15 protein-coding genes are annotated in these 17,428 nt (G+C 68.6%); all 15 read right to left on the bottom strand.

From position 1 onward, the window contains the following. Positions 1 to 8: 8 nt before the first annotated feature. Complete coding sequence (locus tag M3G03_RS05100) at positions 9 to 431, bottom strand: TraR/DksA family transcriptional regulator (protein WP_259808572.1); 423 nt, start codon at positions 429 to 431, stop codon at positions 9 to 11. Between the two features lie 184 nt (positions 432 to 615). Further along, complete coding sequence (locus M3G03_RS05095; protein ID WP_259808571.1) at positions 616 to 1,572, bottom strand: DivIVA domain-containing protein; 957 nt, start codon at positions 1,570 to 1,572, stop codon at positions 616 to 618. A 172-nt stretch (positions 1,573 to 1,744) separates the two neighbouring features. Continuing rightward, positions 1,745 to 2,026 carry a YggT family protein gene (locus M3G03_RS05090; RefSeq protein WP_259808617.1) on the bottom strand — a complete coding sequence of 94 codons (282 nt, stop codon included), beginning with the start codon at positions 2,024 to 2,026 and terminating at the stop codon, positions 1,745 to 1,747. Positions 2,027 to 2,059: 33 nt separating this feature from the next. Further along, complete coding sequence (locus M3G03_RS05085) at positions 2,060 to 2,683, bottom strand: cell division protein SepF (protein ID WP_259808570.1); 624 nt, start codon at positions 2,681 to 2,683, stop codon at positions 2,060 to 2,062. A gap of 113 nt (positions 2,684 to 2,796) precedes the next feature. Continuing rightward, positions 2,797 to 3,576 carry a polyphenol oxidase family protein gene (locus M3G03_RS05080; protein ID WP_259808569.1) on the bottom strand — a complete coding sequence of 260 codons (780 nt, stop codon included), beginning with the start codon at positions 3,574 to 3,576 and terminating at the stop codon, positions 2,797 to 2,799. Between the two features lie 72 nt (positions 3,577 to 3,648). Further along, positions 3,649 to 4,875: a cell division protein FtsZ gene (gene ftsZ / locus M3G03_RS05075; protein ID WP_259808568.1), complete on the bottom strand. Its 1,227-nt coding sequence runs from the start codon at positions 4,873 to 4,875 to the stop codon at positions 3,649 to 3,651. A 247-nt stretch (positions 4,876 to 5,122) separates the two neighbouring features. Continuing rightward, entirely contained in the window at positions 5,123 to 5,887 is a 765-nt protein-coding gene (locus M3G03_RS05070) for a cell division protein FtsQ/DivIB (protein WP_259808567.1), read from the bottom strand. Then, positions 5,887 to 7,302, bottom strand: coding sequence for a UDP-N-acetylmuramate--L-alanine ligase (gene murC / locus M3G03_RS05065; RefSeq protein ID WP_259808566.1), 1,416 nt, complete (start codon positions 7,300 to 7,302; stop codon positions 5,887 to 5,889). Before murC ends, M3G03_RS05070 begins: the two co-directional genes overlap by 1 nt. Beyond that, a complete protein-coding gene (murG, locus tag M3G03_RS05060) occupies positions 7,299 to 8,420 on the bottom strand; it encodes an undecaprenyldiphospho-muramoylpentapeptide beta-N-acetylglucosaminyltransferase (RefSeq protein ID WP_259808565.1) in 1,122 nt (373 codons plus the stop codon). Before murG ends, murC begins: the two co-directional genes overlap by 4 nt. Before the next feature lie 102 nt (positions 8,421 to 8,522). Then, a complete protein-coding gene (gene ftsW / locus M3G03_RS05055) occupies positions 8,523 to 9,872 on the bottom strand; it encodes a putative lipid II flippase FtsW (RefSeq protein WP_259808564.1) in 1,350 nt (449 codons plus the stop codon). A gap of 19 nt (positions 9,873 to 9,891) precedes the next feature. Next, a complete protein-coding gene (gene murD / locus M3G03_RS05050) occupies positions 9,892 to 11,421 on the bottom strand; it encodes a UDP-N-acetylmuramoyl-L-alanine--D-glutamate ligase (RefSeq protein WP_259808563.1) in 1,530 nt (509 codons plus the stop codon). Continuing rightward, positions 11,403 to 12,473, bottom strand: a complete 1,071-nt coding sequence (gene mraY / locus M3G03_RS05045; RefSeq protein WP_259808562.1) for a phospho-N-acetylmuramoyl-pentapeptide-transferase — start codon at positions 12,471 to 12,473, stop codon at positions 11,403 to 11,405. The genes murD and mraY overlap by 19 nt, the downstream gene beginning before the upstream one ends. Then, positions 12,470 to 13,984: a UDP-N-acetylmuramoyl-tripeptide--D-alanyl-D-alanine ligase gene (gene murF, locus M3G03_RS05040; RefSeq protein ID WP_259808560.1), complete on the bottom strand. Its 1,515-nt coding sequence runs from the start codon at positions 13,982 to 13,984 to the stop codon at positions 12,470 to 12,472. The genes mraY and murF overlap by 4 nt, the downstream gene beginning before the upstream one ends. Further along, complete coding sequence (locus M3G03_RS05035; protein WP_259808559.1) at positions 13,981 to 15,576, bottom strand: UDP-N-acetylmuramoyl-L-alanyl-D-glutamate--2,6-diaminopimelate ligase; 1,596 nt, start codon at positions 15,574 to 15,576, stop codon at positions 13,981 to 13,983. The genes murF and M3G03_RS05035 overlap by 4 nt, the downstream gene beginning before the upstream one ends. 7 nt (positions 15,577 to 15,583) lie before the next feature. After that, positions 15,584 to 17,374: a peptidoglycan D,D-transpeptidase FtsI family protein gene (locus M3G03_RS05030; RefSeq protein ID WP_396121890.1), complete on the bottom strand. Its 1,791-nt coding sequence runs from the start codon at positions 17,372 to 17,374 to the stop codon at positions 15,584 to 15,586. Between the last annotated feature and the right edge of the window lie 54 nt (positions 17,375 to 17,428).

Genomic DNA, 17,428 nt, shown 5'->3' with positions numbered 1-17,428 from the left:
TCCACGAGTCAGCGGCGCTCCGAGCGCTGCTTGCAGGCCACGCACATGGTCGCGCGCGGGAAGGCCTGCAAGCGGGCCTTGCCGATCGGCTGGCCGCAGTTCTCGCAATAGCCGTACTTGCCCTGCTCCAACAGGCGCAGGGCGTGCTGGTTCTGCTCGAGCATCTCGCGGCTGTTGCTCGCCAGGGACATCTCCTGGTCGCGTTCGAAGTTGGAGGAACCGACATCGGCGGGGTCTCGGCCAGCTCCCACCGAGCCCTCGGAGAGCAGTTCGGCCAGTTCAGCCTCCGCGGCCGCGATCGCACGCGTCATGCGCTCGATCTCACTGGTCAACTCTTCGCGAACCTCCACAACCTCCTCGTCGGTCCAGGGGTCCTCGCCCTCGCGCACGGGCAGCTGGACAGCGGCGTCCTCGGCAGCCTTGGCCGTCATGGGTTCTCCTTGAAGTACAGGTTGTGGGGAAGTGCAGTGTGATGGGAAGCAAGATACACCCATTGTCAAGCCCTACCGAATAGGCCCCTGCGCGCAACACCCGGACGACGCACAAGGCTCCGGGGGGCTGGGGGCCCACCCGGAGCGGAGGGGTGCAGGGAGTCTGGTCGGACCTGCCCGGCTGTCAGTGCTTGTTGGCCAGCAGGGCGTCCAGGCGCGGGGTGGCGGACTTGCCACGCTCGTCACCCAGCAGCGAGGGCGCTTCTCCCGGCTGCATGTCGTGCTTCTCGATGGCCTCGGCCTGCTGGCGCAGGTGACCGATGATGCGCTGGCGATAGTCCGACTCGTAGCTGCGCAGCTGGTCGACCTTGCCCTGGAACTCGTCGCGCTCACGCTCCAGCTCGGTGAACAGCTCGCCACGGCGGTTGCGGGCGTCGACGTCCACCTGGTCTGCGCGCTGCTGGGCCTCGCGGGCCATGCGCTCGGAGTTCTCGCGCGCCTCGTTGTTGATGCGCTCGGCCTCCGCGCGGGCCGCAGAGGTGGTCTGGTCGGCCTCGCGCTCGGCGTCGGCGCGCTTGCGGGCTGCCTCGGCCTCGGCCTCGGAGACCAAATTCTCGGCCTGCTCCGTGGCCAGCTGGACCAGACGGATGACCACCGGGGAGGCCTGATCGCTGGTGCTGACCGTGATGTGCTCGACCTTGCCGGAACCCGCAAGGCTCTGCGCCTGCTGGGTACGGGCAGTGTCGAGCTCGGAGCGCAGCTGCTGCTCGCGCTGCTGCAGCTCTGCGTTCTCACGCCGGAGGCGGTCCAGCTCCTCGCGGGCCTGGCTCAGCTGGCCCTGGTCGGGCTGGGTCACGGAGACACGGGTCTGGCTCTCGGCACGGGCTGCCTCCAGCTCTGACTTCAGACGCTCGTTCTCGGCGCGCAGCTCGTCGGAGGCCGCGCTGTTCTGCGCGACGCGAGAATCCTCGTTGAGGGCGCTCATCTGCGACTTGAGGCGTTCGTTCTCGTCAGTGAGGGTGGTCATGGTGGCGTACACCTTGTCCACGAAGTCGTCGACCTCACCGGCACGGTAGCCCTCATTGGCGCGGCGTGCCATCGGGAACCGAACGTCGCGGACCTCGTTGAGGCTCAGCGTCATTGTCTACTCCAAGAATCGGGGCCCCCTCCCGCGCGGACGCGCCGGAGGAAGCGGACAACAGTGGCACCGCAGCGCGTTTCCCGCGCACGGATCGGGTTCAGGCTATCGCAGCCTGTCGCTGCGGGAAAGAAGTGGGCCAACGCAGAGCTCCTCAGAGCTGGCTCCGGGTCTGTCAGAACAGCAGCCAGACAAGCCGCCGTGCCAGCACCAGGGTGAACCAGGCGGCCAGGAAACCCAGCGAGACGGCAACTCCACCCAGCCTCAGCGGAGGGATGAACCGCTCGTAGAACCGGATGAGCGGGTCGGTGAGCGTGTAGACGGTCTCGAAGAGGACGAGCACCAGCCCGCGCGGCTGGAAGCCGGGACTGGCCAACGGCACGAAGGACATGATCATCCTGACGAAGAAGAGGAACATGTAGAGGTTGAGTGCCAGCGCCAGCACCAGGCCGATCATTGCCACGACCCCTCCTCGTCATCGGTCCAGAGGTCAGCTCTGGTTGAAGAATCCTCCCGAGGCGATGCGTTCCTTGTCCTCGGCGGTCACGTTCACATTGGGTGGCGAGAGCAGGAAGACCCTGTTCGTCACTTTCTCAATCGTGCCACGCAGCCCAAAGGTGAGCCCGGCAGCGAAGTCGATCAGTCGCTTGGCGTCGGCGTCGTCCATGTCGGAGACGTTCATGATCACCGGCACGCCGTCACGGAAGTGCTCCCCGATGGTGCGCGCCTCGTTGTAGGTGCGGGGGTGCACCGTCACGATGCGGCTCAGGTCGGTGGCCACCGACTCGGGACGCGACGAGCGGGTGGTGGCGACGCTGGCGCCTCGGGTCTGGGCCACGGGCTGGTCCTCCTCACGACGAACGACTGCATTCTCGCGAATGCGGGACTCACGGTGCCCCTGATCACGGTGCCCCTGATCACGGTGCCCCTGGTCGCGGTGCCCCTGGTCGCGGGTGAGCCGGGTCACGGCGGAGGGCTCCGCCTCCTCCACGTCGGCGTCCACGAACTGCTCGGTGTACTCGTCATAGGCGTCGTCCACGTCGTAGTCCTCGTCGTAGCGCTCGTCAGGGACGATGCCCAACCAGGCAGCGGCCTTGCGGATCTGTCCCGCCATGTGAAGTACCCCTTCCAACTGTGATTCCCGTGGCAACCGTGGTGCGGTCCCGCCGTGCTTCGGGCCAACGGCGACTCGGCGTCCACGCTAACGGAATGGCGTGCTCGGTGGTGTCAGGTGGGGCGCGACACGCGCCAAATCAGGGCGCCCATGCGGCCGGCACGCTCACCATCGCGACGATGGGAGTGCAGGTCGGGCTCGGTCCGGGTGCAGGGGTCAAGTCGCACGGGCTGCACGCCCAGCTCGACCAACTGCACCTCGCAAGCCTGCCCCAGGTCGAGGCCAGGCGTCCCCCAGCTGGTGCGGGTCACCGCCTCGGGGTGGGTCCTGGACACCTGCTCTGCCATCTCGGCGGGCACCTCGTAGCAGTCACCACAGACATGGGGCCCGATCCAGGCCACGATCTCCCCGGCGCCCAGCTCCCGCATCCTCTCGACAGTCCTGACCAGCACGCCCGCCAGGAACCCCACGCGCCCAGCATGCGCGGCGCCCAGCACACCGGAGTCCACGTCGGCCAGGAGCACGGGGACACAGTCGGCGACCCGGATGCAGAGTCCGACATCGGGCAGTGCGGTCACCATGGCGTCGGCCTCGACCAGGCTGCGCTCTCCTGCCGGTGCCCCCAGATGCGCACGCGGACCCCACTGGTGGAGCACGTCATCGTCGACGGTGAGTACCTCCGGCCCATGGACCTGGCTGGTGGTCACCAGCTTCTGCACCCCCAGGGCGCGCCGGACGCGCTCGAAATTGGTCTCGACATTGGCCAGCTCGTCGTCGAGGGTGCGGCCCAGGTTGAGCGGGCCCATGTCGGGGGCCGAGACTCCCCCGTGGCGATCAGTGAAGGCGATGCCCACGCCACGATTGGCCTCGGGCCCGATGCGAAGTCTGAACACGCGCAGAGCCTAGCCCGCATGCACAGGACGCCGCACCCCAGCAGGATGCGGCGTCCTCTCACAGGTGCATGGTCACTTCATGAAGTCAGGCACGTCCAGGTCGTCGTCGCCGCTCGGGGCGGCCGGACGCTGGGTGCCCAGGGTCTCGTTGGTGAACTGGGGACGCGGGCGGCTGATCTGCTCGGGGCGTTCCTGCACCGGCTGGGCGGGAGCGGACAAGGTCTGCTGGCCCGAGGGCTGCCCGCCGACGCCGGGCTGGCCGGCACCCGACTGGCCCGGCTGCTGCGGGGGCTGCTGGGCAGGACGCTGCTGCAGGTTCGGGCGGGCCTGCTGCGGGCGGCGGTTGGGCACTCCATCGGCAAAGCCGGCCGCGATGACGGTGACGCGCACCTCGTCACCCAGCGAGTCGTCGATGACGGTACCGAAGATGATGTTGGCCTCGTCGTGGGCTGCTTCCTCGATCAGCTGGGCGGCGTGCGAGACCTCGAACAGGCCCAGGTCCGAGCCACCGGCGATCGAGAGCAGGACACCCTGGGCCCCGTCGATGCTGGCCTCCAGCAGCGGGGAGCTGATCGCCATCTCGGCGGCGGCGCGGGCGCGGTCCTCCCCGCGCGCCGAACCGATGCCCATCAGGGCCGAGCCGGCGTCCTTCATGATCGACTTCACGTCGGCGAAGTCGAGGTTGATGAGGCCGGGGGTGGTGATGAGGTCGGTGATGCCCGATACGCCCTGCAGGAGGACGGTGTCGGCCTGCTTGAAGGCCTCCAGGATGGCGACCTGGTGGTCGGTCATGGCGAGCAGCTTGTCGTTGGGGATGACGATGAGGGTGTCGACCTCCTCGCGGAGGCGGCTGATGCCCTCCTCAGCCTGGTTGGAGCGACGACGCCCCTCGAAGCTGAATGGGCGGGTGACGACACCGATGGTCAGCGCGCCCAGCGAGCGGGCGATCTTGGCGACCACGGGAGCGCCACCGGTGCCGGTGCCACCACCCTCACCTGCGGTGACGAAGACCATGTCGGCACCCTTGAGGGCGGCCTCGATCTCGTCGGAATGGTCCTCAGCGGCCTGGCGACCCTTCTCGGGGTCGGCACCGGCGCCGAGACCACGGGTCAACTCACGGCCGACGTCGAGCTTGACGTCCGCGTCACTCATCAGCAGGGCCTGCGCGTCGGTGTTGATCGCGATGAACTCGACACCCTTCAGACCGGCCTCGATCATGCGGTTGACAGCATTCACACCGCCGCCGCCGACACCGACCACCTTGATGACCGCCAGGTAGTTCTGGGATGCACTGGCCACTTCAGTCCCGCCTCACTCGTTGATATCAGCACGCCCGGGACGCGAGGCTGTCCACCTCTGCCCGAACACTCGTCCTGTGGACACTCGTTCTGAACGGGCTCATTCGGTCCCGTCGTCCACGCCAGCCTATGGGATGCCCCGCCGAGGGTGTCCATCGAACGGGCCCGGAATCGGCGAACCTCAACCATGGGTCTAGACCTTGGTGGTGGCCGATGAGGGGACGCCCGCCCCAAGGTCCTGGGCTGGCTCAGCGCGAGGTCGGGTTCGCCGGGGAGGAGACGTCGAAGACAGTCGCCTTCACCCCCAGCAGGGCGGTCGCCACCTGGCTCTTGGTGTCCGATTCCGCGGCTGAGCCCCAGATCACGGTGCGTCCACCGCTCAGGTGAAGGGTGATGGTGTCGGGGGAGGTGGCACTCATCTTGTGAAGGGCCTGCCGCAGCTTGGGGCTCAGGGAGGCCGACACCGTGGCACAGTCACGCAGGATGCGCTGGTCCGCCGGGGCCTCCACCACGACGAGCTTCGCCTTCGGCTCCGGGGTCTGGTGGAAGCTGCGACCAGTGGCATCCACCCAGTGCCAGGTACCAGCGTCGCGACGTTGGAGCACAGGGGTGCGTTCGGTCACGGCGATGGTGACGGTATGGGGCCACGCACGGTTCACGTGGACCTTTTCCACCTGCGGCAGTGCCGCCACGCGCTGCGCGATGGTTGCCGTGTCGATCCGGGCGAGGGGACGCCCCAGCGGTACCGCTGCTGCCTGTGTCACGCTGGGGGCGCTGAGCACCTGCACCCCGCTCACCTGCACCCGCTTGGCTGCCAGGACGGGGCTGAAGGCCACCAGCCAGGTGATGACCACTGCCAACAGCAGGGCCGTCCCGAGCACGGCCAGCCGACGCCAGAGCCTGCGGCGCTGGCGAGAACGCTTGCGACGTCGGGCCAGGGCGGCGTCCGTGATCGTGACCGGCAGGGCCGCAACACCCTCACGGCGTCGTCGACGACCCTTCGAGGAGGCCATCAGGCGGTGCTCCCCCCGAGCTGGCCAACCAGCAGGGGCCCGACCAAGGTGACGTCTCCGGCGCCGAGGGTCATCACCAGGTCACCCGGGCGGATCTGCGCGGCGATCTCGCCGGCCAGATCCCCCTTGTCCGGCACCCAGCGGACGTCTGCACCGTGGCGGCGGGCGGCCTCCACCACGAGCATTCCGGTGACGCCCGGCACCGGGTCCTCGCGGGCCGCGTAGATGTCGGTCACGAAGGAGACATCAGCCAGTGCCAGAGCCTCGCCGAACTCCTCGGCGAACTCCGTGGTGCGGCTGAACAGGTGCGGCTGGAAGCAGGCCACCAGGCGTCCCCCACCCTCGACGGCACGGCGGGCGGCGGTCAGCGCCGCGCGCAGCTCGGTCGGATGGTGGGCATAGTCGTCGTACACCGCGATGCCCGCCGGCCGTCCGACGAGTTGGAAGCGGCGCAGGGTGCCGGTGAAGCTGCGGGCACCACGCAACAGTGCCTCGTGGTCCAGGCCCAGGAAACGGCCCACGGCGTAGGCAGCGGCGGCATTCTCCAGGTTGTACTTGCCTGGGACCTGCAGCTGCAGCCGGACCGTGTGGCCCCGGTAGGTGAGGTCGGCCGAGGCATGGGTGCCCTCGAAGTCGAGGTTGCCGAGCAGGACGTCGCAGTCGGACCCGGTGCCGTAGGTGATCACCTCGAGCCCGTTGTCGCGCATGCGGCGGGCGAGTTCGGCGGCACCCGCGTCATCGACGCCGGCCACCAGCGCGCGCACCCCGTGCTGGGAGGCGAACTTCTCGAAGCCCTGCAGGTAGGCCTCCGGGGTGGCCCAGTTGTCCAGGTGGTCTGCCTCGACATTGGTCACGACTGCGACCGTGGTGGGGTACTGCAGGAAGGAGCCGTCGGACTCATCGGCCTCCACGACGAAGGCCTGGCCGGTGCCGAGGTGTGCGCTGGTCCCGCTGGATGCGAGTGGGGATCCGATGACATAGCTGGGGTCTGCCCCGGCCGCGGTGAGCATGACTGCGCACATACCGGTGGTGGTGGTCTTGCCGTGGGTGCCGGCGATGGAGATACCGACGCGTCCCCGCATCAGGGCGGCCAGGGCGGCGGAACGGTGCAGGACACGCAGGCCGCGGCGGCGGGCCTCCACGAGTTCGGGGTTGCTCTCCCGGATCGCTGAGGAGACCACGACGGTGTCCGCCTCGCCGAGCTGGGCGGCGGAGTGTCCGACGAAGGTGGTGATGCCCTGGTCCGCCAGTTCGTGCAGGGTGGCTGAGTCGACCTGGTCAGAACCGCTGACCGGGACGCCCAGCTCGTGGAAGAGCCGGGCGATTCCGCTCATGCCGGCGCCACCGATGGCGATGAAGTGGACGCGCCCGAGTTCGAGCGCGGCCGGGACGTCAACTGGGGTGCGCAGGCTCATGCGGACCTCTCGGGGCGTGCGGAGCCGATCACCAGACCGGCGAGCGTGGCGGCAGCATCGGCGGGCATCAGGTCACGACCTGCCCGGGCCATGGCCTCCAGCCTCGTGTGATCGGAGAGCAGGGGGCTGACCTCGGAGACCAGTCGAGAGGCGTCCAGGTCGGCATCGGGCACCAGGACTGCTGCCCCGGCAGCAACCAGGGGATCGGCATTGCGGGCCTGCTCACCGTTGCCGTGCGGGAGCGGCACGAAGACACCCGGCAGGCCGACGACGGCGGTCTCGACCACGGTCCCGGCCCCGGAGCGTCCCAGCATCAGGTCGGCGGCGGCATAGGCCTCCTGCATGCCCTCGACATAGGCGAGGGGGACGTAGCGTCCGCCGGTGGCCTCGTCGGTCATGGCGCGATGCTCGTCGGGCTTGAAGTTCTTCTTCCCCCAGACGTGCAGGACCTGGAACCCCTGGGCGAGCAGCTCGTCGCGCGCGGCGACGGTGGCGGTGTTGATCGAGCGGGCACCCTGCGAGCCGCCGCTCACCAGCAGGGCGGGACGCTCGGGGTCGAGCCCGAGAGACTCTCGTGCCTCGGCGCGAGTCGGGCGTCCCTGGGTGGCCAGGGTCGCGATCTCGGTGCGCACCGGCAGGCCGATGAACCGGGCACCGGGCAGGGGGGTCTGGGGGAAGGAGGTCGCGGTGACGGCGGCGAAGCGAGCGGCAACCTTGTTGGCCAACCCGGGCACCGCGTTCTGCTCGTGGATCACGATGGGGATGCGCAGGCTGCGCGCGGCCAGGTAGGCGGGCATCGAGACGTAGCCTCCGAAGCCGACCATGACGTCGGCCCCCCGCTTGTGCAGGATCGCCCGAGCCTGGCGGACAGCTCCGACCAGACGGGCGGGCACCAGGGCGAGTTGCGGGGTGAGCGAACGCGGCATCGGGACGGGGTCGACCAGGTCGAGTTCGAGCCCGGCGGCGGGAATGACGGTGGTCTCCAGGCCGCGGGCAGTCCCGATGCAGCTCAGAGAGACGTCGGTGGCCTGTTGGAGGGCCTGCGCAGTGGCAATGAGGGGTGAGGTGTGCCCTGCCGTGCCCCCACCAGCCAGCACCACCCGCAAGGGCTTGTCCATCTCACACTCCCGTCAGTCCCGGTTCCGTGGCATCCGGCACCATGGCAAACCTATCTGCCAAGGCACCTTCACGGTATCGCGTGGAGGCCGCCGCGTCGGGGGTCAGCCTCGGCCTGTCGCGCGTCGGCGCTGGACCACGGTCGTGACGCGGGGCTGGGCAGGCTCGGGCTGCAACCTGGCAGCGCGAGCACGGCGGGCAGCAGGCTCCTGACGGGCACAGGCCACCAGTAGTCCGACACCCAGCAGGTTGGCCAACAGCGCCGAGCCACCCACGGAGATGAACGGGAGGGGGACACCGATCACCGGGATCATGTTCATCGCGACGGCGATGTTGATCATGGCCTGCAGCATGATCCAACAGGTCACCGCGCCGGACACCACCCGCAGGAAGAGGGTGTCGGAGCGCTTCGCGATACGAAGGCCGGTCCAGGCGAGCAGCCCGAACAGCAGGATCACCAGAAAGGTGCCCAGCAGGCCCATCTCCTCCCCCAGCACGGCGAAGACGTAGTCGTTCTGGGCGCCGTCATAGAGGCCGCCCCACTTCTGTTTCGACTCCCCCAGTCCCGCGCCGAACCACCCACCGGTGGCCAGGGCGTAGATCGCACTCAGCGGCTGCTGGGAGACGGTGATGTCTCCGCTGTCCGGTGGGTTCAGGAAGAGCCGGATTCGGGTCATGCGGTTCTCGCTGGAGACCACGAGCAACCCCACCACGGCTAGGCCGCTGCCCATGAGCATGCCCATCACCACCCAGGGGGTCCCGATCAGCCACAGGATCGAGAACAGGATTCCCACGATGACCAGGCCGGTGCCCAGGTCGCCCTGGAGCAGCACCAGGCCACAGACAGCCAGGGCCCCCACGAGCAGGGGGAACAGCAGGTGCTTGGGTTGGTCCAGCAGCTTCTCCTTGGTGGACAGCACCGTGGCGCCCCACAGGATCATGGCGACCTTGGCGAACTCCGAGGGCTGCATGCTGATCGGGCCCAGCAGCAGCCAGTTGCGGTTGCCCTTGATGTTCTGCCCCAGGGGGGTAAAGGTCAGCAGGAGGAGCACCAGCGCCAGGATGATGGCCGCCCAGCCCAACGGTTTGAGCGCCCGCTCGTTCATGCGAGAGAGGATCCAGGCGCCGGGGATACCGATGGCCAGGAACATGACCTGGCGGATCGCGTAGTAGTAGGCACTGTCGCCGTTGGCCTGCGCGTACACCGAGGAGGAGGACAGCGCCATCAGCAGGCCGATGCCCACCAGCAGGGCGACCGAGGAGACTGCCAGCCACTGGTCACTGAAGGGGTCGTCGAGGACCGATCGAAGCCAGGCGGGTTGGCGTCCGGGCGCAGCGGCGGGGCCGAGAGCGGTACGGCTGGTCTTCGGGAGCCCGGAATTCGCGGACCTCGAACGCGAGCGCATCGCGGAGGTGCCGGGGGCGTGGGTGCCGGACTCCCTGATGCTGGTCACTGGCCCCTCCCCTTTCTCGTCACGATGGTTGCTCTGGCTCCTGGGCCTGCTCAGGAGCTTCGGGGCGGTCTGCCCCCTGGCCGATGAGCTGGCGAACGGCGGCGGCGAAGTCGTCGCCCCGGACGTCGTAGCCGGTCCACATGTCACGGCTGGCGCACCCGGGAGCCAGCAGCACGGTGTCACCCGGGCCGGCGAGCTCGGCGGCGGCCTGCACCGCCTCGACCATGGCTCCAGTGTCACCCGAGTCGATGACGCGAACGGGAACATCCGGCGCGTGTCGGCCTAGCGCGTCCGCGATCACCTGTCGGTCGACCCCCAGCAGTACCGCCCCGCGCAACCGATCGCGATGGGTCTCGACCAGCTCGTCGAAGGTGACCCCCTTGGCCTGGCCGCCGGCGATCCAGATGATGGAGTCGAAGGCGCGCATCGAGGAGTTCGCCGCGTGCGGGTTGGTGGCCTTGGAGTCATCCACCCACGTGATGCCGTCGTGGCGGGCAACCGTCTGGATGCGGTGGCCGCCCAGGGTGAGCTCGCGCAGCCCCTGCCCCACAGCCTGCGGCGGGACGCCGAAGCTGCGTGCCAGTGCAGCCGCTGCCAGGGCGTTCTCGATGTTGTGGGGGGCCGGCGGGTGGACATCGGAGACCTTGGCCACCTCGAGGGCGGAGGTCTTGCGTTGCTCGACGAAGGCGCGGTCGACCAGCAGGTCCTCCACCACTCCCACCATTGAGGGACCGGGGATGCCCAGGGTGAAGCCGATGGCGCGAGCACCCTCGGTGACCTCAGCGTCCTCGACCATCTGCTCGGTGCGCCGGTCGGCGACGTTGTAGACGCAGGAGTGGGCGACCATGTGGTAGATCCGCGCCTTGTCGGCGAGGTAGGCGGCCATCGGATCGGGCTCGTGGGCGTACCACTCCAGGTGGTCGTCGTGCAGGTTCAGCACGGCCGCCGAGTGCAACTGGAGTGAGGGCGAGTAGTGCAGTTGGAAGCTGGACAACTCCACGCAGAAGACGTCGTAGTCAACCTCGTCGTTGACGGCCTCCATCACCGGACGCCCGATGTTGCCGACGCAGGCCACCTTCAGCCCGGCTGCCCGCAGGATCGAGTCCAGCATCTGCGTGGTGGTGGTCTTGCCATTGGTGCCCGTGATGCCCAGCCACGGCACCACTCTGCCGGGGTGCATGAAGCGCCAGGCCAGCTCCGTCTCACCCCACACCGGGATGCCCCGCTCGGCGGCCTGGGCGAGCAGCGGCGCGACCGGACGCCAACCGGGCGAGGTGACCACCAGGTCGACCTGTTGGGGCAGCACCGCCGTGGAGCCGCGGCCGAGCTTCACCTCGGCGTCGAGGAACTCCAGCAGGGTGCGCTTCTCCTGGTTCTCCTCGGTGTCGACGTCGTCGAGCACGGTGACGCGGGCGTGACGTTCGAGCAGGGCGTCGGCGGCGGCGAACCCCGAGCGTCCCAGGCCGGCGACGACGACATGTGCCTCGTGCCAGGGGGAGGAGGAATCAGCGGAGGGAATCCAGTCGAGGCTCACAGTCCTGACAACCATTCGGCGTAGAAGATGCCCAGACCGGCGGAAACGAAGAGGCCGCAGATGATCCAGAAGCGGATCACCACCGTGACCTCGGCCCAGCCCTTGAGTTCGAAGTGGTGGTGGATGGGGGCCATCTTGAACAGGCGCTTGCCCTTGGTCAACTTGAACCAGCCGACCTGGCCCATCACCGACAGGGTCTCGATGACGAACAGGCCGCCAAGGATTGCCAGCAGGATCTCGGTCCGAGTGGTCACGGCCAGGCCTGCGAAGGCGCCACCCAGGGCCAGGGAACCAGTGTCACCGATGAAGATCTTGGCGGGCTTGGCATTCCACCAGAGGAAGCCGAAACAGGCTCCGGCGAGGGCGACCGCCACGACCGCCATGTCATGGGGTGCGGGCACGTCATAGCACTGTGGGCTGTAGCTGGAGGTCCGGCCACACCACTGGTTGAACTGCCAGATGCTGAGGATTCCGTAGGCGGCGAAGACCATGGTCGCCGACCCGGCGAGCAGGCCATCCAGACCGTCGGTGAGGTTGGCCGCGTTCGAGGCGCCGGCGATGAGAAGGATGATCCAGAGGGCTGCCAGCCAGATCGGCAGGTGTGCCCAGGAGATGTCGCGCAGGAAGGAGATCGCCGGGGAGGCGGGGGTCAGGCCGCGCTGGTCCTCCCAGAGGAGGGCCGCCGCGGCAAAGCTGATGGCCACGAAGGTCTGCCCGAAAAGCTTGCCCTTGGCGTTGAGGCCGAGCGAGCGCTGCTTCCTGATCTTGGTCCAGTCGTCCAGGAAGCCGATGAAACCGAGCCCGGTGAACAGGTAGAGCACCAGCACCGCGGGGATCGTCGGCGGGGTGAGGGTGATCAGGTGGGCGATGACATAGGCAAGGTCGACCGCCAGGATGATGACGATGCCGCCCATGGTGGGCGTGCCGCGCTTGGTGTTGTGGCTGGTCGGGCCGTCATCGCGGATGAACTGGCCATAGCCCTTGCGCACCAGGAAGGTGATCAGCAACCGAGTCCCCAGCAGGGTTCCGACCAGCGAGAAGAGGCCGGCCAGAAGGATCGTTCTCATGCGTGGGGCTCCCGGGACACGTTCACCTGTTCTTCTTTCGCTTCGTTCTGCTCGGCTCCGGTCGCCGACAGGATCGCGTCCGCGACCCGTTCCAGACCAAGACCTCGCGATGCCTTGACCAGCATGACATCACCTGGGCGCAAGACTAGCGAGGAGGCCTCCTCCCGTGTCGCGATGCGACCAGAGCCCCCCGCCTCGAGGACGCCCGCCAGCAGGTCCCGGGCGTGGTCACCCAGGGCCAGCACCTCATCGGCACCCGCCTCGGCGGCTGCGCGGCCGACCTGGTGGTGGAGGTGAGCGGCGTCAGGGCCGAGTTCCAGCATGTCGCCCAGGACTGCGATGACGTGGGCGCCGGGATGGGCGCGTCGGCGCGACTCCCCCAGCCGGGCCAGCGTGGCCAGGGCAGCGCGCATGGAGTCAGGGTTCGCGTTGTAGGCGTCGTTCAGGACGGCAGCACCGTCGGCGCGTTCGACCAGTTCCATGCGCCAGCGGGACCGATGCTCCAGAGCTGACAGCGTGCTGGCAATGGTCTCCAGGGGGACGCCGGCGACCAGAGCGGCGGCTGCGGCCGCCACGGCGTTGGCGACCTGGTGGCTGCCGAGGAGGCTCAGGCTGATCGAGTGCTCGCTGTGCTCGGGAACTCCCTCGAGGACGCCGGGGTTGTCCACCACGAGGGTGAAACTGTGTCGCTGGAGGTCGTCGGACCGGGCGTCCAGCGCGCGGACGACCAGTTCACCGGAGGGCGCGGGCGCGTCCGTCGTGGTGAACCAGGCATGGCGGGCGCTGGTGCGTCCTGCCATCGCGGCGACCCTCGGGTCGTCGAGGTTGAGGACGGCCCAGCCGGAGTCCTGGAGTGCCTCGACGATCTCGCCCTTGGCCCGAGCGATGCCCTCCACCGATCCGAACTCACCGAGGTGGGCGCTGCCCACGTTGAGCACGAGCGAGACGTCGGGTTGGACGATGTCGCAGAGCCAGGTGATGTGACCCGGACCGCGAGCCCCCATCTCGCTGACCAGGTAGCGGGTGGTCCTGTCGACCCCGCAGGCGGTGAGCGGCACGCCGATCTCGTTGTTGAAGGAGCCCACCGGCGAGACGGTCGGGCCGGCGGCCTCCAGCAGCTGGGCCAGGATGTCCTTGGTCGAGGTCTTGCCCGAGGACCCGGTGATCGCCAGCACGATCAACGCGTTCTCCTGGTGGGCATCAGCCACCACGGCGGTGGCGAGGTCGGTCAGTCCTGTGAGGCTGTCCTCGACCATCACCTGGGGCAGGACTGTGCCCATGTCGCGGCTGGTCAGGGCAGCTCCCGCACCTCCGTCGCGAGCGGACTCCACGAAGTCGTGGCCATCGACGTGCTCGCCCTGGAGTGCAACGAACAGTGCGCCGGCGGTGGTCTTGCGGCTGTCGATCACCACATCGGGACCGACTTCGAGGGCGCCGAGGTCCTCCACGGCTCCACCGACGACCCGTCCGCCGGTCACCTCCGCAAGCCAGCTGGCGGTGCGCTTCCTCATCGTGCCGATCCCTCCGATTCGCGTTGCAGGGAGGCCCATTGCTCACGCGCGACCTCGACGTCGTCGAAGTCCAGTACCTGGGCCCCCACGATCTGTCCGCGCTCGTGACCCTTGCCCAGGACCAGCACAACATCGTCGGCACCTGCGCGCTGCAGTGCCTCGCGAATCGCCTGGCGGCGCCCCGGGATCTCGAGGAGTTCAGCGTTGGTGGTGCTGACACCCTCGGTGACAGCCGCCCGAATCGCGGCCGGGTCCTCGGTGCGGGGGTTGTCGTCGGTGACCACGACAATGTCGGAGCCCCGTCCGGCGGCGGCACCCATCAAGGGTCGCTTCTCGCGGTCGCGGTCGCCGCCGGCGCCGATCACCGTGATGGTGCGGCCGGGCACGACCACCGCCTCGATGGCCTCCTCGACCGCCTGGGGGGTGTGGGCGAAGTCGACGACGACCGTGGGCGCACCGGGGCCGAGGTCCACCTGCTGCATGCGCCCGGGCACCTGGGCGTGGGCCAGCCCGCGGCTGGCCACGCGCAGGTCCAGGCCGGCCGCGCGCACCATGGCGAGGGCGAGGGCGGCATTCTCCACATTGTGGTCTCCGGGCATGGACAGGATGAAGTCCACCCGTTCGCCGGCCACCTCGAGGCCGACATGGCGGCCCAACCCATCGCCGGTGAGCACGTCATGGACGATGCGCACGTCCGCGGACGGGTGCCGTCCGACGGTGGTGATGGGCTTGCCGGGCTGGCTTTCGCGCACCATCCCGACCAGACGCCGACCCCAGTCGCTGTCGGCGTTGACCACCACCTGCTCGCTCAGGTCACTGGTGAACAGCCGCGCCTTCGCGCAGAAGTAGTCCTCCATGGTGCGGTGAAAGTCCAGGTGGTCGCGCCCGAGCATCGTGAAGCCGGCCACGCGGAAGCGGGTGCCGTCGGCCCTGTGCAGCGCCAGGGCATGGGAGGAGACCTCCATCGCCACCGCCATGGCACCACGGCCGATCATCTGGTCGAACAGCTCCTGGAGGTCGGGGGCCTCCGGGGTGGTGACCGTCGAGGTCTGCCATTCCAACGCCTCCCCGCCCAGCCGGAAGCCAATGGTGCCCAGGGTGCCGACCTTCAGACCCAGCGCGCTCAGGGCGGCGTCCAGCAGGAACATGGTCGTCGTCTTGCCATTGGTGCCGGTCACGGCGAACATCGGGACGCGGGAGGAGGGCTGGTGGTGGAAGGCCACTGCCAGTGCGGCCATGGCAACACGTGGTTCCTCGACCACGACCACGGGCACCCGCACGTCCCCGGCGATCTTGAGCCCTTCCGCATCCGTGAGGACGCCGACAGCCCCCTGCTCGACGGCTCCCTGCGCGAAGCGTGCGCCATGCGTGCTCTGGCCGGGCATGGCCAGGTAGAGGGAACCGGGCTGTACCCGGCGGGAGTCGAACTGCAGGGAGGTGACCCGCGGGTCGGTTGAGTCGCCCTGGCGGCTCTCCTCACCCGGATCGCCCGGGGCTTCCGGGAGGGGGGCGTCGGCGTGGTGGATGACGGCCCGGACACCGGCGGCGTCCAGGAGGGCACGAAGGCTCCACTCTTCCTGCGGCGTGCTCACATCGACCTCACGGCTTGTACTCGAGCGGCCCCTTCGGAGCCGGAGTGCTGGATGGTTTCACACCGTATCGCGGCAGGGCCGTCGACATGATCTGCTGGGCCACCGGAAGGGCGAGCTTCGAGCCATCGCTGCCACGGGTGGGCTGGTCGATCACCACGTAGACCAGCAGGCGCGGGTCCTCGGCAGGGGCAACCCCGACGAAGCTGGCGGTGTAACCGCGGTAGCAGCCACAGCTCGGGTCGACGCGCTGGGCCGTCCCAGTCTTGCCCGCGACCCTGTAATTGGCGATGGTGCGATCCTCGCTCTTGGTGATGACTGACTCCATCATCTCCACCGTCTGGCGGGCAGCCTTCTCCGAGATGACCCGCCGGGTTTCCCCTTGCGGGGTGGGCACCAGCTGGCCCTCGTCATTGCTGCTGGCCCGCAGCAGCTTGGGTGCAACGTAGACGCCCTTGTTCGCCACGGCGGCGACAGCGGCCGCCATCTGCAGGGCATTGGTGGTGAGGCCCTGGCCGAACACGATCTGGTCATAGGAGTAGTTGGGCATGTCCTCCTTCGGCAGCCAGCCGCTGGACTCGCCGGGCAGTCCGACATTGGTCTTGCGACCCAGACCGAACTTGGCGTAGTAGGACAGCATCTGTGCCTTGGGCATCTGCCGCGCGAGCAGCACCGTGCCGATGTTGGAGGAATTGGCCATCACGCCGCGCCCGGTGAGGTAGATCGTGCCGTGGGGCCAGGCGTCCTTGATCAGGCCGTCACCGGAGGGCAGGCGGGCAGGGATCTCGACGCGGGTATCGGGGGTCATCCTCCCCGCGTCGGTCAGCGCGGCCAGGGTCAGCACCTTCTGGACCGAACCGGGCTCATAGGGGGCGCTCGCGGCCGTATTGCCCAGGTTTTCCGGGTCGGCCTTGGCGGGAGTGTTGGAGTCGAAGCCAGGAGACGTGGAGATAGCGAGCAGCTCGCCAGTCTTGACGTCCATGACGATGGCCATGCCGTTCTTGGCACCCGCGTCGGTGATGCCCTTGGCCAGCGCCTGGTTGGCGAACAGCTGCATCTCCGAGTCGATGGTCAACTGCAGGTCGGCACCGTTGGTGGCCGGGATGAGGGTGCGATTGCCCAGCGGGATGCGCCCATTGCGGGAGGTGTCAAAGATCTCCTTGCCATAGGTGCCGGTGAGCTGCTTGTTGAAGGTGTATTCCAGCCCACCGGTGCCCACTGGCTGGCCGGTCTTGTCGTCCGTGCCCATGAAGCCGACGACCCCGGAGACCACGTCGCCCGAGGGGTAGTAGCGGATCGGGTCATCCTCCTTGTAGACCCCGAACCACTTCCCCTCAGCCAGCTCCTTCGCGATCTGCTGGAAGGTGTAGGCCGGCACCTTTTCGGCAACGATCGCGTAGTGCTTGCGTCCGGTGTCGGTCAGGACGCGCAGGTACTCGTCGTGGTTGCCGCCGATGTGTTTCACCAGGATGTCGGCGATCGCGCCGGGTGCGGCTTTCGCCTTCGCGGTCTGCTTGGGCCCCATCTCGAGGCGCGGGTCAACCCCGTTCCGGGCGATCATCAGTGGGTCGGCGATGATCTTGACTGCCGGCTCCGACGCCGCGAGCACCATGCCGTTGCGGTCGGTGATCGAGCCACGCTGGGGCACCAACGTCTTGGACGCCTTCATGGCGGCAGCGGCCTGGCTCGCGTAGGCGCGGGCATCGAATGCCTGCAGGAGGAAGGCGCGGCCAAGGAAGCTGGTCAGGACCAGGGCCATGATGAGGCCCAGGATGTTGATGCGTGTGGCCTGACGCTTCAGGGGGATGCGCAGGGCGGGCTTGTAGACCTTGCGGCCCCGGTCACGCTGGGAGCG

This window comes from Aestuariimicrobium sp. p3-SID1156, from assembly GCF_025144225.1.
GTDB lineage: Bacteria > Actinomycetota > Actinomycetes > Propionibacteriales > Propionibacteriaceae > Aestuariimicrobium.
Note: the sequence above shows the minus strand (reverse complement) of the source record. Positions and strands in the feature narration are given on the sequence as shown.

Bases quoted from the DNA above. Each gene is read 5' to 3' on its own strand.
- murC (WP_259808566.1), bottom strand. From the start codon at position 7,302: ATGAGCCTGCGCACCCCAGTTGACGTCCCGGCCGCGCTCGAACTCGGG.
- murF (WP_259808560.1), bottom strand. From the start codon at position 13,984: ATGAGGAAGCGCACCGCCAGCTGGCTTGCGGAGGTGACCGGCGGACGG.
- M3G03_RS05070 (WP_259808567.1), bottom strand. From the start codon at position 5,887: ATGGCCTCCTCGAAGGGTCGTCGACGACGCCGTGAGGGTGTTGCGGCC.
- M3G03_RS05085 (WP_259808570.1), bottom strand. From the start codon at position 2,683: ATGGCGGGACAGATCCGCAAGGCCGCTGCCTGGTTGGGCATCGTCCCT.
- murG (WP_259808565.1), bottom strand. From the start codon at position 8,420: ATGGACAAGCCCTTGCGGGTGGTGCTGGCTGGTGGGGGCACGGCAGGG.
- M3G03_RS05095 (WP_259808571.1), bottom strand. From the start codon at position 1,572: ATGACGCTGAGCCTCAACGAGGTCCGCGACGTTCGGTTCCCGATGGCA.
- M3G03_RS05100 (WP_259808572.1), bottom strand. From the start codon at position 431: ATGACGGCCAAGGCTGCCGAGGACGCCGCTGTCCAGCTGCCCGTGCGC.
- murD (WP_259808563.1), bottom strand. From the start codon at position 11,421: ATGGTTGTCAGGACTGTGAGCCTCGACTGGATTCCCTCCGCTGATTCC.
- mraY (WP_259808562.1), bottom strand. From the start codon at position 12,473: ATGAGAACGATCCTTCTGGCCGGCCTCTTCTCGCTGGTCGGAACCCTG.
- M3G03_RS05090 (WP_259808617.1), bottom strand. From the start codon at position 2,026: ATGATCGGCCTGGTGCTGGCGCTGGCACTCAACCTCTACATGTTCCTC.